Consider the following 15,617-nt stretch of genomic DNA (forward strand, 5'->3'; position numbering starts at 1 on the left):
AGGGAGACCCCTTCGGCCTGTCGCCGGAGGGTCATATCGACATGGGAGATCATCATGGGAAAAGGCGACAACAAGCGCGGCAATAAAGAAGTCAAAAAGCCGAAACAAGAAAAGACCAAGGTCTTGGCCACAGCGAATTTTGGCGCGGCCAAGCCAATGTCTTTGGGCGAAAAGAAAAAGGGCAAGTGATCTGAGCGGGACAGGGTGCAAAACTGCAAAGCTGTTTTGCCCTTGAGGCCCACAGTCGTCCCGGTCATGGTGGCGCGCACGCTATAGTGGAGCCGCCATGACCCTCGCCCCTGACCTGACCCTTCTCAAAGCCGGAAATCTGCGCGGCGCGCTGTTGATGGTCATGGCCATGGCCGGGTTCTCGATCGAGGATATGGCGCTGAAATCGGTCACCGCGCATGTGCCGGTGGGCGAAGTGTTGATCCTGTTCGGTCTGGGCGGTTTGACGGTGTTTGCCCTGCTGACACGTCAGCGCCGCGAACGGATTTTTCACCCGATCCTCTTCACCCGCGTGATGGCCATTCGCGCCCTGTTTGAAATGATGGGCCGGGTGTTTTTCACCCTTTCTCTGGCGCTCACCGCCCTCTCCACCACCTCCGCGATTTTGCAAGCCACGCCTTTGGTCGTGGCCGCCGCCGGCGTTTTGATCTTTCGCGAAAAGGTCTCGCCGCTGCGATGGGCCTTGATCGCATTGGGCTTTGTCGGCGTGTTGATGGTGCTCAGGCCGGGGCTGTCGGGCTTTACGCCGCTGTCGATATTGGCAGTTCTGGGCATGATCGGCTTTGCCGGGCGCGATCTGGCCACCCGCGCCGCGCCCCCGATCCTGTCCTATGCGCAATTGGGCGTCACGGGCTTTGCCGCGCTTATCCCCTCGGGCGCGATCCTGTTGCTCTGGGGCGGCGCGTGGGTGATGCCCTCGCTGGTCGATCTGGCGTTTTTGTCAGTGGCGGTGGTCGTCGGGGTGATCGCCTACACCGGCATCACCATGGCGATGCGCATGGGCGAATTGTCGGTGGTCACGCCGTTTCGCTATGTGCGCCTGTTGTTCGCAATGATCCTGGGCGCGCTGGTCTTTGGCGAGCGCCCCGACGCGATGGAACTGGCGGGGGGCGCAGTGATTGTCAGTGCCGGTGTGTTGTTGATGCTCAGTTCGCGGCGGCGGCGCGCCGCCTGATCCGGCGCAACTGGGTCACACCAAAGCCCGGCGGTAGAGGTGCCATGTTGCATGGCCCATCACCGGCAAGACGATGAACAGGCCCAAAAACAACGGGATCAGCGCCAAGATCGACAGTATCGCAATCAGTCCGGCCCAGATCAACATCACCCAGAAATTGTCTTTGACCACGCGAAACGACAACAGCATGGCAGTGACGAAATCGACCTCTTTGTCCAACAGATGCGGCAGGGACGTGACCGTGAGGGAGAACAGCAAAAAGGCGAACAGGCTGCCCACGCCCAGTTCAACCGCGATCATGGTCAAACCGTTCGGAGTCAAGAAGACCTCATAGGAAGAGCTGATATTGGTCATCGCCGAGAGGCCCATGAAGAGCGCAAAGAGCATATGGGCAAAGAACGACCAGAACAGCACATAGATGACGATGATCGCCCCCATCCACGGGATTTGCCGGTCTTTTTCGGCCTTCACCACGCTTAGGACTTGATACCAATCGAGCACTGCCCCCGCCTCCATCCGGCGCGAAACCTCATAGAGGCCAACGGCGGCAAAGGGCGCAAACAGCGGGAAGGCCAGCGAGAAGGCAAAGGTCCACGCCACCGTGCCCGCGCCAAACAGGACAAACCCAAACCCGATCAGCACATAGACGGCGGAAAAGAAAATCCCAAAAGCGGGCGCGCGGCGAAAATCGCGCCAGCCGCCGCGCAGGGCGGCGCGTAAATCCGAGATCGTTAAATGCGCCACATCGGGCACCGGGGCCGCAGCCACCGCCTGAACCTGTTCCATAAACTCTCCCTGTCGGCTCTGCGCCGTTCTCCTCGCCGCAAGTTCACGACAAAATGTCGCAGCCTGTCAAGCACGCGTGAGGTGCAAATCCGCTCTTGACTTAGAGTTCGCTCAAAGCCCTAGGGTCAAAAGCGTCGAAGAAAAGAGGGTGGCATGAAGATCGGAGATTTGGCGAAACGCACCGGGATCACGGCCCACACCATTCGCTATTACGAACGGATCGGGCTTTTGCCCCATGCCCATCGCGATGGCTCCGGGCGGCGCGATTATGGCGAAGACAGCGTGGTCTGGATCGGGTTTCTGTCCCGGTTGAAAACCACCGGAATGCCGATCCGCGACATGCTCCGCTATGCCAGGCTGCGCGCCCAAGGCGACAGCACCGGCCCGGCGCGCGCCGCACTTTTGAGCGAACATCGCGATCGGGTGCGTGCACATCTGGCCGAGCTACAAAGCGCCCTCACCGTCCTCGACACCAAAATCGCCGGATATGGCGAGACTGAAGGGACGGACCCAAATGACGCAGACTCAAATGACACCGACACACACACCACCACAGACCCGACTGGAACGCGGCACGGCCGCCATGGCCGCGATTGACGGTGAGGCAGGCGAAAACGTCATCGCTTCGCTGGCCGGGATCGCACCGGATTTTGCCACCTACCTGTTGGAATTTCCCTTTGGCGACATTTACAGCCGCCCGGACCTCAGCCTGCGCGACCGCGAAATCGCCACCATCGCCGCGCTTTGCGCCATGGGCACAGCGCGCCCGCAATTGGAGGTCCATATTGAAGCCGGGATGAATGTCGGCCTGACGCGGGTGGAGATCACCGAGATCCTGATGCAAATGTCCATCTACGCCGGCTTCCCCGCCGCGCTCAACGGCTTTGCGGCAGCCAAGGCCGTGTTCGCACGTCGAGAGGATCAGGGGATCTACCCCCCCTCTTGCGGATCAATCACAGGTGATGAAAACCGTGAATTTTGTTGCCTGCTCAGCCAGTTCAATGGGCGAAAGTGGAGATATAATGTCACTCATCACCGGCGTCACAGAGTTTAGGGATAAAAAAAGACGCGCTGCCTCACCTCGAATCGCAAAGTTGATGTTTTGCGGAATATCTCCAATGGCATCGGCCACCACCATCGCATCGAGTTTTGACACAACAACCCCCAAGACCGCGCCCGTGTCAGAGAGGACAGGCCCGCCAGAATTACCGGGCTGAACGGGAGCGGAGATTTGCATGGTCGTCTCCTCTCCCCCAAGGCCTGTCACACTCGAAACAGCCCCGCGTGTCACATTCACACCGCCAAGCAACCCGGCCAACGGGTATCCGACAACAATGACGTCTTGATTGAGGCGGGCGGTGGATGGGGAAAAAGGCGCAATCTGTGTGCCTAAACTATCCGATGATTGCACAAGGGCCAAATCAAAGCTGGTTGAGACCGTTATGAGCTCGGCGGGCATACCATTGACCTCAAGGCTATTGCATCCCTCAACCACATGCGCATTGGTCAGAACGTGTCCGGCGTCAGAGACGATAAACCCTGTGCCTGAAGACGATCCATCTGAGGCTTCTTCAGAGGATCTGGGCGGAGTGGCGACAGCCGTTTCTTGACCGTCCCGCTCTGCCGCATCAAGGAGATCCGCCGCTGTCGCAGCAATGGAGAAAAGGTAACCTCCGCGGGGTACATAAAGCTGAGCGTATTTCTCTGTCGCGATGCTGGCCGCCACAGCGGCCAAAAGGGCGGCGTCTTGGCGTTCGGCAGAAATCATCAGCGTTGACCACTGCCCCTGCCAAAACAGTGATCGTACATAAAGCGTTTGGCCGGACGCGTTTGTGGCAGAGGTGATCGCCATCCCCTGTTTCCGCACAGTGTATATGGGGTTTGGCCCAGCGTGAAAACGGTACGCATACTCATGCAATGCTTCGGCCTTTCGTAAATCGCCAAAGCCGATGGAATAGTTCAGCGAACTTTTCGAGTGCTCATAGTTTAACAAATTTGGCGTGGATTGAGCTTCGATAAGCGCCTGCGTCGGGATCAGAAAAGACAGGCCTAAACTGTCATAATATCTGATCTCCCAACCATCGCGTTCCAAAAAATCGGCGGCCAAATACGCGATGAGCGCTGCATGTATTTCAAGGGGTGCCTCATCAAAGGTGTCCCGTGCATAACGCGTTATGGCAGTGTCGGAAATGCGGCCCCATGCTCCGTCTAAAAGGCCATTGTAGTGACCTTCCAGTGCCAACCCTAGTTGCAAGAAACGCAATTCATTTTGACTGTAGTGACTTGGTGTGAAGGGCGTAAAAAGGTGATCGTACTCCTGCGACACGGCCTGGTCTGGCTGCAGAGCAAGCCAAACACAAAGCAAAACGCGCAGAATTGCATTCATTTCCACCTCCTCCCCTACAGTGTTCCCGCTTCAGTGGGCAAGATCATGACGCACTCAATGCGTCAGCAAATAGGACAGAGGCACGATCGAGACCGCCGCCGCGCGGTTGCCCAGGGACCATTCGGCCAGAGCCTGAAGTGTCTCCGGTCTTGAGCGGCCCAAGAGGACGATTTTCTCGTCAATATTGGCGCGGAAGGCTGCTTGGTCGAGGAACCGTTTGATCGCGGCGATGTCTTGGCCGCGGCCATCGAAATCGCGAAACACAAGGGCGGCGGGCGCATCGGCCCGCTGGGCTTCCTGCTCCAAGGCATTGAGCCCCCGCGGGAAGGTCAAAAGCCCCCGCCCGCTGTCCTGGGCGCTGGCCACGACTTGGGCGGCGATGGTGCGCGAGCTTTGGAAGGTGCCCGAGGGGACGTCCAAAAAGCCAATAGACACCGGCACAAGCTCAGCGGCCTGTTGCAAGGTCACAGAGACGTCTTGCGGTGTCGCGCCTTCGGGCAAGGACACCATGGCCATGACCTCGAGCCCCTTGTCGCGGTAGGTCTTGGCCCGATCGCCCGCCCGCGCCGCCACCGCATCAACGGCAAAAGTGACCGGAAACGGCAGTTTGGACAGGATCGGATCATTGGGGCCAAGCTCGGCAATATCCACCAAAACGATGCTCATCATCGGCCCTGTTGGTGTCCCGGCATAATCGGCGGAAAAGGCCACAAGGGCGGGAAGATCATCGGCCAGTACCATGGGGACCGCGTCATCCGGGGTGGGTTGCGCCGAAATAGACGGCAAGCGCGAGGATTTGCGGGCGTCGTCCCGGTCGGTGAAAGAGCCAACTTTTTCGCCCAGTTGGGTCTCGCCTTGTGGTGCCAGAAGACTGTCGGTCTGTTCTTGGACCGGGTCGCCAGGCACCGGCGGCGTCTCAGGTGTGGTATCCATCAGCACAGTGTCGACCGAGCTGCTTTCCGGCAATCCGGGCATGTTTGGTGCGACATCCGATCCTTCAGGCGTTGATCCCGGCACGCTCTCTTCCGCAGTCGGGAGCGCGTCTGGGGCTTCCGCTTCGGGGGCCAGCCCTAGCGGCGGGGTCAAAACCGGTTCGATTGCGGGCGCTTTTGCCGCCGTCTCCATTGTGTCGTCGGGCGCGAATTGTGGCCCGGTGGGGGCGGTGATGTCCGGGGCGGCTGCGGCGGCTGTTTCAGCCTCGGGCGGCGTTTCCTGGCCCTCGGGCGTGCGCACATCAGGCTGGGTGCCAGACCGGTTTGGGTCCGCCGCGGCCATATCCGGGGCAATCTCCGGGGCGTCCTCGCCCTCAGGCGCGGTGGTCAAGGCGGGGGCGGCCTCTGTTGTACCCTCTGGGATCACTTGCGTCTCGGCGGACGCAGGGGGTGATGCCACTGGGGCCGACGCCACTGGGGTCATCTCCAACGTCACAGGTGCGACGATCTCATTTGCGACCGTCAGGATTCCAAATCCAACGACACCGCCCCAAATCAACCCAGTGAAAATTCCCCGCCCCATTGTCTTTGGCGCTCCTTGCCCTGTTGCCGGATGTGTCACACACATCGGCCCTGTCATTTGCTCTATCGGCCCTTTTACGATCAGCGGTATCAGGCCGTGATTACACCTTTTTGATCAAGGCGAACCCCTTGACCCTCTGAGGTCCTTGTGACCATGTATAACCCGGCTTTATCAAAGGATCATCCCCCTTTCATGCCACAAACTCTCCCCGCGCGGCGCTTGGCCGGTGCCAGTGCGGATTTATGTGCGGATTTCACCGCGTCATGTCACGCCAAAGGACCAAAGCGATGCTGCTTCTGATCGATAATTACGACAGTTTTACCTACAACCTCGTCCATTACATTGGCGAGATGGGGTGGCAAGCCAAGGTGGTGCGCAATGATGCTTTGAACGTGCAAGAGGCCATGGCGTTGCGCCCGTCTGGTATTGTGTTGTCACCCGGACCGAAAACGCCGCATGAGGCGGGCATTTGTGTGCCTTTGGTTCATGCCGCAGCCGATGCGGGCATTCCGTTGTTTGGCGTCTGCTTGGGACATCAATCCATTGGCGAGGCCTTTGGTGGCAACGTCGTGCGCTGTCATGAGATCGTGCATGGCAAGATGGGCGAGATTTATCATCAGGGCAAAGGCGTCTTTGCCGGCCTGCCCTCGCCCTTGCAAGGCACGCGCTACCATTCGCTGATCGTCGACCGCGCCACCCTGCCCGACTGTCTTGAGGTCACGGCGGAATTGGCGGATGGCACCATCATGGGGCTGCGTCACAAAACCCTGCCGATTGAAGGCGTGCAATTTCACCCGGAAAGCATCCGATCCGAACATGGTCACGAGATGATCGGCACCTTTCTCAATCAACTCAAAGCGGAGGAAGCGGCATGAGCGCACCTGCAAACCCCAATGCGATGAAACCGCTGATTTTTGCCGCCTCCGAGGGGCCTTTGAGCCGGTCGCAAGCGGTGGAGGCCTTTGAAATTCTGTTTGAAGGCCAAGCAACCGACGCCCAGATCGGCGGTTTTTTGATGGCGATGCGCGCGCGCGGCGAGGCGGTGTCGGAATATGCCGCAGCCGCCTCGGTGATGCGTTCCAAATGCGTTAAAGTCACGGCCCCCGAGGGCGCGATGGACATCGTTGGCACTGGCGGTGACGGCTTGGGCACGCTCAACATCTCCACCGCCACCGCCTTTGTCGTCGCCGGCGCAGGGGTGCCCGTGGCCAAACACGGCAACCGCAACCTGTCCTCGAAATCAGGCGCGGCCGATGCCCTGTCGGTCAGTGGCGTCAATGTCATGGTCGGCAAGGACGTGGTCGAAGAGGCGCTGCGCGAGATTGGCATCGGCTTTATGATGGCACCGATGCACCACCCGGCAATGAAATATGTCGGGCCTGTGCGGGTCGAATTGGGTTGTAAAACCATCTTCAACATCTTGGGCCCTCTGACCAATCCGGCGGGCGTGAAACGTCAACTGACCGGAGCTTTCGCCCCCGATCTGATCTTTCCGATGGCCGAAACGCTGCAAATGCTCGGCTCTGAAAAAGCCTGGCTGGTGCATGGCGCGGATGGGATGGATGAAATCTCGATCACTGGCACAACGGCGGTGGCGGCTCTTGAGGGGGACGTGATCAAGTCGATGGAAATCCACCCCGAAGACGCGGGCCTGCCGGTGCATCGCCTGAAAGACATCCTTGGCGGCACACCACAGGAAAACAGCGCCGCGATGATTGCGCTCTTAAACGGCGAAGCGGGGGCCTACCGTGATGCGGTCCTGTTCAACGCGGCAGCGGCACTGGTTGTGGCCGACAAGGCGGCAACCCTGAAAGAGGGCGTCGAGATTGCCAAAGACAGCATCGCCTCGGGCGCGGCCATCGGTCGCCTGACCGCACTGGCGGAACTGACCTCGCGGCACTAAGTCCCCTTTACCGTGACATAAATACTCAAACAAAAAGGGCCCCAAGAGGCCCCTTTTTCATGTCTGTGCTTTGGCTCAGATCACTTCGTTATGATCTCTGGCCCCATCAACGCATTCGGTAGAACCGTCGAAATCCACGGCACATAGGTCACAAGGATCAAGAACACAAAGAGGATCGCGAGGAACGGCAGGGCTGCGCGGACCACCGCCATCATCGGCATCCCGGCGACGCCGGAGGTGACGAACAGGTTCAGACCCACCGGCGGCGTGATCATGCCAATCTCCATGTTCACCACCATGATGATACCCAGATGGATCGGGTCCACCCCAAGTTCAATCGCAATCGGGAACACCAAGGGTGCAACAATGACGATCAGGCCCGACGGTTCCATGAACTGGCCACCAATAAGCAAAATGACGTTGACCATGATCAGGAACATGATTTTGCCGAAGCCCGCCGACAGCATCGCATTGGCGATTTGTTGTGGGATTTGTTCGTCGGTCAGCACATGTTTGAGGATCAAAGCGTTGGCGATGATGAACATCAACATCACGGTCAGCTTGCCCGCATCAAACAGGGTCTGGCGCGTGTCTGCGTGAAACCATGCGGTGAGCAAGGCCTGCGGTTTTCGCAACAAAGGGGTCGGTCCCGCCCCGTTCCGCCCCGCCAGTGGTCCCATGTCACGATAGACAAAGGAGGCCACCAGGAAGGCATAAACGGAGGCAACGGCGGCGGCTTCGGTCGGCGTAAAGATCGCGCCAGTGAGGCCCGGAACGCCGTAAATGCCGACCATGATGATGACGATCAACATCAGGCCCCAAAACGCGTCTTTGAACGAGGCGTAGATCTCGCCCCAGCCCGCCCATTCGCCTTTTGGCAGGTGCTTGATCCGCGCGATGACATAGATCGCAATCATCAACATCGTGCCCGCCAAAATGCCCGGAATGACGCCTGCAAGGAACATCCGACCGACCGACACGTCCACGGCGGAGGCATAGACCACCATCACGATGGAGGGCGGGATCAGGATGCCCAAAGTGCCCGCGTTACAGATCACGCCCGCGGCAAAGTCCCGCGAATAGCCCATTTTGCGCATCGCCGCGATGACGATGGAGCCGATGGCCACCACAGTCGCAGGCGATGAGCCGGACAGAGCTGCAAAGATCATACAGGCAAACACGCCCGCAATCGCCAAACCGCCATGCATATGGCCGACGCATGCGATGGAAAACCGCACGATGCGCGTGGCCACGCCGCCTGTGGACATGAAGGAGGAGGCGAGGATGAAAAACGGGATCGCGAGGAGCGTGTAATGCCCGGCCATCGCTTGGTATAAAGATTGAGCGACGGAGGCCAGGGAGGTGTCGGAGAAGACCAACAAAAAGATCATCGAGGACAGGCCCAAAGAGACCGCAATCGGCACGCCGATCAGCAGGAGCCCGATGATCATGACGAAAAGAAGGATGACATCCATAGGGGTTATTCCTCGTATTCGGGGTGCGCAGGATGGGCCGCGACACGCTCGACGTCTTCTTCGGCTTCATGGGAAACGATCAGGATCGACTGGGTGCCGAGGATGATGCGGATCGTCGCCTGAACCACGCGTAAGAGCAAAAGGGCGGCGGAGAGCGGGATGATGAAATAGGGCACAACGCGGGGCAGCTTGTCATAGCTGTCGCCATAGTTGATCGCCGCCTCTAACCAGCGGAAAATCCCCAGCATCGGGATTTGATCGGTGACATAAAACGCCCGGTCGCGCACGCCCGAGTCGATGCCGGTCGGGAACCAGCGGCCTGTTGTGGGTTGAAGCCCGGCGAAGGGTGCCCAGTAATCCCACGCCCCCTTCATCAAAAGCGCCGCATAGACGACACAGGCCAGCGCCGAAAGGATGGCCAAAATTCTGTGCCCCCGCGAAGGCAGCATATTGATCACTGCATCCACACCCAGATGCGAGGTCTTTTTAAACCCGTAAGGGATGCCCAAAAGCACCAGCCACGCAAACAGGATCAGCACCACCTCAAGCCCCCAAATCAGGGAGTCATTGAACAGGTAGCGCATCACCACATTCACAAAGGTGACCAGCGTCATCAGTCCCAAAATCAAAGCGATCAGGTTTTCTTCCAAAGCGTCGAAAAACTCGGCGATGGGCGTTGTAGGCAGGTTGTCTTGAGATTGTGTCATCACTGGCCCCCTCTTTTGGCCCCAGATGCCCGGATACGGGCAAAGGATGCAGAAAACGGCCCCGCGTCAAATGCGCGGGAACCGTTCGTGTTCAAAGGCTTACGCCTTAGTGTTTGGCATTGATCTCTTGGGCTGCGGCAATGTTGTCTGCGCCGACATCGGCTTCAAACTGTGCCCAAACCGGTTTCATCACATCGACCCAGGCCTGACGTTGCTCGTCGGTCAATTCGCGGATCACACCGCCCGCATCCAACACAGCCTGACGGTTTTCTGCGTCCACTTCGGCAATCGCGGCGTTCCGCTCGGCGGTCACTTCGTTCATGATCGTTGCCAATTGATCGCGGGTGTCGGCATCCAGCCCTTCCCACCAATCGACGGAGGTCACGACCATATAGTCAAGCACGCCGTGGTTGGTTTCTGTGGTGCCGTCCTGAACCTCAAAGAATTTCTGGCCGTAGACATTGGACCATGTGTTTTCCTGACCATCGACAACGCCGGTTTGCAGCGCGCCGTAGACCTCGGAAAAGGCCATCGGCTGCGGCGAGGCATCGAGCGCTTCCATCTGGGCGACCAACACGTCGGAGGGCTGCACCCGGAATTTCAGGCCTGCGGCATCTTCGGGCATCACAAGCGGTTTGTTGGCAGAGAATTGTTTCAGACCATTGTGCCAGAACCCAAGGCCCAAAAGCCCGCGGCGTACCATGACTTCTTTCATATTCTGACCGACTTCGGAGCTTTGGAACTCCTCGACGGCATCCATGTTCTTGAACATGAAGGGCAGATCGAAAATGCGGTAGACTTTGGTAAAGGATTCAAATTTCGACAGCGACGGCGCCGCCATTTGAACGTCGCCCTGAAGCATCGCTTCCAGCACTTGGTCATCGTTATAGAGCGTGGAGTTCGGGTAGACCTCGACACAGGCTTTGCCGTCCATCTCGGCATTCACGCGCTCCATAAACAGGTTCGCAGCAATGCCTTTCGGGTGTTTGTCGGTGTTGGTGACATGGCTGAATTTGATCACCATTTCGCCAGCATCACAGCCCATCGTATCGGCAAAAGCCCCGGTTGCGGTGAGCGCGAGTGCGGTGGCAGCGGTTGCAAGAAATTTCATGGGTTTCCTCCCTGTCATGAAATCGAATGTCAGTCGCGGTGCAGGCGATTTTGGCCCGTACACCTCTGGGGCAGACCAAACAGGGGCAAGAGATTTGGAACAAGGTTTCGTGACGGGGGCATGAAAATTTTATAATTCCCTTTATTTTTCATTTGGTTGCAGCACGGCTCAAACGCATAGCAGCCATGCTGCACCTGCATGGTGTGCGGTTCTCCACACGCCCAAATTTCTCAGACGTGCGAAAATCCGCACACATCACAGATTCTCAAAACATCGCGACCTGCGCGACTCAGCGCCTGACGCGTCGGACACATCGCGTTCAATCGCGCTCAATTGCGCGCGTTGAAGTCCTGCGCGGCGGCAATATTGTCAGCGCCCACGTCGGCCTCAAACATTTTCCAAACGGGTTTCATCGCATCGACCCAGGCTTGGCGCTGTTCGGGCGTCAGGGTGCGCACGACACCGCCTGCTGCCAAAATCCCCTCTTTGGCCTCCTGATTGACCCGCTCAGACTCGCCATTGCGCGCCACGGTCACCTCATGAAGGATGGTGGCAAACTGATCCCTGACATCCGCATCAAGGCTCTCCCACCAATCGACCGAGGTCACGACCATATAGTCAAGCAACAGGTGGTTGGTCTCGGTTGCCCCGTCCTGAACCTCATGGAACTTTTGACCATAAATGTTCGACCATGTGTTTTGCTGACCATCCACGACGCCAGTTTGCAACGCGCCGTAGACCTCAGGAAAGGCCAGCGGTTGCGGATTGGCGTTCAGGGCGCGCATCTGTTCAATGATCACCTCGGCGGGCTGAACCCGCATTTTAAGCCCGGCCACATCTTCGGGCAGGACAAGCGGCCTGTTGGCGGTGATTTGTTTCATGCCATTGTGCCAAAACTCAAGGCCCAAAAGCCCGCGCCGCACCATGCCTTCTTTCATCGCCTGCCCGGTGTCCGAGGCCTGAAACGCATCCACGGCCTCCATGTTTTTAAACATGAACGGCAGATCGAATATGCGGAATTGCTTGGTGAAGGATTCGAATTTCGACAAGGACGGGGCCGCAAGTTGGACATCGCCCTGAAGCATCGCCTCCAACACTTGGTCATCGTTATAGAGCGTGGCGTTGGGGTAAACCTCCATACAGGCGGTCCCGTCCATCTCTGTATTCACCCGGTTCACCAACAGGGTCGCGGCAATGCCTTTCGGGTGTTTGTCTGTGTTCACGATATGGCTGAACTTGATCACCATCTCGCCCGGATCACAGCCCTCGGTTCCGGCGAATGCGCCAGAGACGGACAGCGTCAACAGTCCAGCGGCCAAGGCGCAGGTCAAATTTCTCATGGATTTCCCTCCCGTATTTCGTCCCGTGCTTTCGGTCGGGACTGGAGGCAGGAAACAAAGGTCGCATATTTTAGCAAGGTATCAGATCATGCTTTAGAGGCACAGCAAGGGTCTCAACCGCGATACAATTCCGCCCGCACGCCGTGGCGCGCGAGTTTGTCGTAAAAGGTTTTACGTGGTAATTTCAATCCCTTCGCCGCCTCTGTGGCATTGCCGCCGTGGCGTTGCAGTGCGGCGATCAAAAGCGAACGTTCGACTTGCGCCAATTGTTCGGCCAGTCCCAATTCGTCCTCTTGCGCCTCGCCTTCGGACAAGCCCATGGCAAAGCGCATCGCTGCATTCATCAGGCTGCGCGCATTGCCCGGCCAATCCTGTGCAATCAGGTTGGAAATCACCTCGGGCGTGATCTCCGGCACCGGCAGGTCGGATTGCTCGCAAGCAATATCAACGTAATGACGAAACAAGGTCGGGATGTCTTCGCGCCGTTCGCGCAGAGGCGGAATGCGGATCACCGCCGCCTCAAGCCGGTAAAACAGATCGGGCGAAAACGTCCCTTCAATGGTCTCATGGCGCAGATCGGCATAGGTGCCCGCAATCAGGCGCGGGCGATCATGGCCTTCGAGCAGCTCCAAAAGCGCGAATTGCGCCGGACGCGACAGGGCGACGATTTCATCCAAAAATACCGAACCATCCTTGGCGGCGTCAAAGGCGGCGGCGAGGCTTTCGGGGGTTTGCGACACGGCTGGAAATTTCAAAAACGGCGCCATGGAGCCCGCCGAGAGCAAATGCACCACCTCGGCCATTTTCGCGGTGCCCACGCCCGGCTCGCCCGTGACCAACACATCGGCGGCGGAGCGCGCCACCGCGCGGGCCTCTTCGCGCATCCGCTTGGAGAACTCGGAGGTGCCGCGCAACAGCCGTGCGGCGGCATCGCCTTGGGCCACTTGCCGTTTCAACCGCCGGTTTTCCAACACCAGCGCGCGGGTTTTCAGCGCCTTTTCGACCACGGCAATCAAGTCTTTCGGGGCGCAGGGTTTTTCCAAAAAATCAAAAGCCCCAGACGAGATGCCGCGCACCGCCATCGGCACATCGCCCTCCCCCGTCAGCAAGATCACCGGCAATTCCGCATCGACCGATTGGGCGAACTCCAATAAGGCAAAGCCGTCTTTGCCGGGCATCCGAATGTCGGATACGATCACCCCCTCAAAGCGGGGCGTGATGTGATCTTTAGCCTCGATATAGCTGCCCGCCAGGGTCGGCACGAGATGGGCCAGCTCCAGCGTCTGCCCCAGGGCCTCACGCACCGAAGCGTCATCATCGACCAATAAAACCCGTTCCACGCGCCCTGCCCGGTTCATTCATCCGCCTCCTGTGCCAGTGTCAAACCTGCTGTCAAACGTGCCGGGATCAATTCGATGGTGAAAATCGCCCCCTTCGGCGGATGCCCCTCTTGGGCGCGATTGGCGCCGCGAATGCGCCCGCCGAAAGATTGGATCAAGCCGTAAGAAATCGACAGGCCCAACCCCATGCCCTCGGACGCGCCGACCTCTTTGGTGGTGTAGAACGGATCAAAGATTTTGTCCGGCTCGGCGATGCCCGGCCCGGTGTCGGCCACAGTCAGCCGGGTGGGTGTGACTCCCGCCTGGCCCGCAAATATGCGAATCTCAATCCGTTTATCAGGACTGTCCGACATCGCGTCCACCGCATTGGACAACAGGTTCATCACCACCTGTTGCAACCGCACCTCGCCGCCTCGCACCCAGACCGGTTCCCCCGGCGTCCAGTCCAAAGTGACCCCCGCCCGCGCGACCTTGCCCATGGTCATTTCCAACGCCGCCTCGACCACTGCGGTCAGTTCGACATTGGTGATGGTCTCGGATTCTTGTCTGGCAAAGGCGCGCAGGTTTTTGATGATCCGGCCCATGCGGCGCGCCAGTTCGGAAATCCGGCCCAGATTTTCCGCCGCCTTGGCCGCATTGTCGCGCTCTAAAAACGCCTGTGCATTCTCGGCAAAGGACCGGATCGCCATCAGCGGCTGGTTCAATTCGTGGCTGATCCCCGCCGACATTTCGCCCAGGGCCGAAAGTTTCCCGGCCTGCACCAAATCGGCTTGGACGCGTTTGAGGCGGGCTTCGGCCTCAAGCCGCTCTGTGACCTCGCGGGTCAGGTCGCGGTTGGCGATTTCCAGGGCCTGGGTGCGGGTCGCCACACGGGCCTCCAGCCGTGTGTTGGCCTCGGCCAAGGTGCGTCTGCGTTCACGGGCGAAAAACCAAAACGTCGCAAAGACCAAAGCCAGCGCCGACGCCATCCCGGCCTGAAGGCTTGAGAGCGCGATCACCGGTTTGAGATCCATCAGCAATTCGGCCTCCAAGCCGACGACCGGCAGGGGCTGGGTGATGTGCAGCGCGGGCGAGGGAATATAGGGCCCGGCCTCATGCAACCAAAGATCATGGCCCGAAATCTGACGGCGCGCGGTGACCGGCATCGGCCCGGCCAAGCCGCCACGCAGCACCAATTCGGAACGGTTGGACACGAAGACCACGCCATAGTCATCGGTGAAATAGATCGCCGAGGGTTCGGTCGGCCAGCCCCATTCCAACAGGCCGATGTTGACGTTGACGATCACGGCGGCGCGGGCCGGGCCGCCCGGATCAAAAACCGGGGCGGCAAACACATAGCGGCGCTGCTGGTCGGTATCGACAAAATGCGCCACGCCCAACGCTCCGCTCATGGCACGGTTAAAGGCGGCTTGAGCCCCTTTGGGCAGAGTCTGTTCGCCCGCCGCGGCCAAAACAGTCCCATCGCGGGCCACCAACATCAACGAATGCGCGCCGGTTTTATCCGCCAGATTTTGCAACACATCGGTGGCGGCGCGGGCGACGTCCGCAGATTGATCGGGGCTGAGCGCCCGCGCCCAAACAGTGGGGTGATCCGACAGGAACACCGCCAATTCGCGGTAGCGTTGCAGGCCCGTGGTCAACCGATCCGAGGCCAAGGCCAAATCAGATGCGCCCCGTGCAGACGCCTGATCCAACCCCGCCCGAAAACTCAGACCAAAGACCAAAAGCCCAAAGGCCACGACAGCGACGAACATCCCCAACGCCCAAGACAGGCGGGGGTGGACCGGGGGGGAGGCCGGATCAAGGGCTGGGGTATGCTCTGTGGTCATCTGAACCGAGAGTAGAAAACCTGTCTTGCAAAGGAAAGCGGT

Annotated in this window: 15 protein-coding genes; 6 read left to right on the top strand and 9 right to left on the bottom strand. The window is 59.1% G+C overall.

Features of this window, described 5'->3' with window-relative positions:
- The first annotated feature begins 54 nt into the window (after window positions 1–54).
- Together B30_RS22640 and B30_RS07665 are read left to right on the top strand one after the other, a co-directional pair.
- Window positions 55–189, top strand: coding sequence for a hypothetical protein (locus B30_RS22640; protein ID WP_269771040.1), 135 nt, complete (start codon window positions 55–57; stop codon window positions 187–189).
- A 97-nt stretch (window positions 190–286) separates the two neighbouring features.
- A complete protein-coding gene (locus tag B30_RS07665; protein ID WP_009571474.1) occupies window positions 287–1,183 on the top strand; it encodes a DMT family transporter in 897 nt (298 codons plus the stop codon).
- Between the two features lie 15 nt (window positions 1,184–1,198).
- Here B30_RS07665 and B30_RS07670 read toward each other — a convergent pair whose 3' ends face one another.
- Window positions 1,199–1,969 (bottom strand): DUF2189 domain-containing protein, encoded by a 771-nt coding sequence (locus B30_RS07670; protein WP_009571475.1) that lies wholly within the window; start codon window positions 1,967–1,969, stop codon window positions 1,199–1,201.
- Window positions 1,970–2,122: 153 nt separating this feature from the next.
- Between B30_RS07670 and B30_RS07675 the strand changes: the two genes are divergently transcribed.
- Together B30_RS07675 and B30_RS21695 are read left to right on the top strand one after the other, a co-directional pair.
- Window positions 2,123–2,566 (top strand): MerR family transcriptional regulator, encoded by a 444-nt coding sequence (locus B30_RS07675; RefSeq protein WP_009571476.1) that lies wholly within the window; start codon window positions 2,123–2,125, stop codon window positions 2,564–2,566.
- Window positions 2,499–3,023 carry a carboxymuconolactone decarboxylase family protein gene (locus B30_RS21695; RefSeq protein ID WP_085952020.1) on the top strand — a complete coding sequence of 175 codons (525 nt, stop codon included), beginning with the start codon at window positions 2,499–2,501 and terminating at the stop codon, window positions 3,021–3,023. Before B30_RS07675 ends, B30_RS21695 begins: the two co-directional genes overlap by 68 nt.
- Here B30_RS21695 and B30_RS07685 read toward each other — a convergent pair.
- Both B30_RS07685 and B30_RS07690 read right to left on the bottom strand, forming a co-directional pair.
- Entirely contained in the window at window positions 2,919–4,355 is a 1,437-nt protein-coding gene (locus B30_RS07685; protein ID WP_009571478.1) for a S1C family serine protease, read from the bottom strand. The two genes, B30_RS21695 and B30_RS07685, sit on opposite strands and share 105 nt — an antisense overlap.
- Before the next feature lie 54 nt (window positions 4,356–4,409).
- Window positions 4,410–5,870, bottom strand: a complete 1,461-nt coding sequence (locus B30_RS07690) for a divergent polysaccharide deacetylase family protein (RefSeq protein WP_009571479.1) — start codon at window positions 5,868–5,870, stop codon at window positions 4,410–4,412.
- Window positions 5,871–6,157: 287 nt separating this feature from the next.
- Here B30_RS07690 and B30_RS07695 point away from each other — a divergent pair, with 287 nt between their 5' ends.
- On the top strand, window positions 6,158–6,745 hold the full coding sequence (locus tag B30_RS07695; RefSeq protein ID WP_009571480.1) for an anthranilate synthase component II: 588 nt from the start codon (window positions 6,158–6,160) through the stop codon (window positions 6,743–6,745).
- The gene (gene trpD / locus B30_RS07700; RefSeq protein ID WP_009571481.1) at window positions 6,742–7,773 is read left to right on the top strand and encodes an anthranilate phosphoribosyltransferase; all 1,032 of its coding nucleotides are present in this window, start codon (window positions 6,742–6,744) and stop codon (window positions 7,771–7,773) included. The genes B30_RS07695 and trpD overlap by 4 nt, the downstream gene beginning before the upstream one ends.
- Window positions 7,774–7,853: 80 nt before the next feature.
- On the opposite strand, the gene B30_RS07705 is transcribed toward trpD, so the two are convergent.
- From B30_RS07705 to B30_RS07730, 6 genes are all read right to left on the bottom strand, one after another.
- Window positions 7,854–9,248, bottom strand: a complete 1,395-nt coding sequence (locus tag B30_RS07705; protein ID WP_009571482.1) for a TRAP transporter large permease — start codon at window positions 9,246–9,248, stop codon at window positions 7,854–7,856.
- A gap of 5 nt (window positions 9,249–9,253) precedes the next feature.
- On the bottom strand, window positions 9,254–9,955 hold the full coding sequence (locus tag B30_RS07710) for a TRAP transporter small permease (protein ID WP_009571483.1): 702 nt from the start codon (window positions 9,953–9,955) through the stop codon (window positions 9,254–9,256).
- A gap of 106 nt (window positions 9,956–10,061) precedes the next feature.
- Window positions 10,062–11,066, bottom strand: a complete 1,005-nt coding sequence (locus B30_RS07715; RefSeq protein WP_009571484.1) for a DctP family TRAP transporter solute-binding subunit — start codon at window positions 11,064–11,066, stop codon at window positions 10,062–10,064.
- Window positions 11,067–11,395: 329 nt separating this feature from the next.
- Complete coding sequence (locus B30_RS07720) at window positions 11,396–12,406, bottom strand: DctP family TRAP transporter solute-binding subunit (protein ID WP_009571485.1); 1,011 nt, start codon at window positions 12,404–12,406, stop codon at window positions 11,396–11,398.
- Between the two features lie 113 nt (window positions 12,407–12,519).
- Window positions 12,520–13,764, bottom strand: a complete 1,245-nt coding sequence (locus B30_RS07725) for a sigma-54-dependent transcriptional regulator (protein WP_009571486.1) — start codon at window positions 13,762–13,764, stop codon at window positions 12,520–12,522.
- A complete protein-coding gene (locus tag B30_RS07730) occupies window positions 13,761–15,500 on the bottom strand; it encodes a sensor histidine kinase (RefSeq protein ID WP_232616904.1) in 1,740 nt (579 codons plus the stop codon). Before B30_RS07730 ends, B30_RS07725 begins: the two co-directional genes overlap by 4 nt.
- Window positions 15,501–15,617: the final 117 nt, after the last annotated feature.

This window comes from Celeribacter baekdonensis B30 (assembly GCF_000299875.1).
Taxonomy (GTDB): Bacteria; Pseudomonadota; Alphaproteobacteria; order Rhodobacterales; family Rhodobacteraceae; genus Celeribacter; species Celeribacter baekdonensis_A.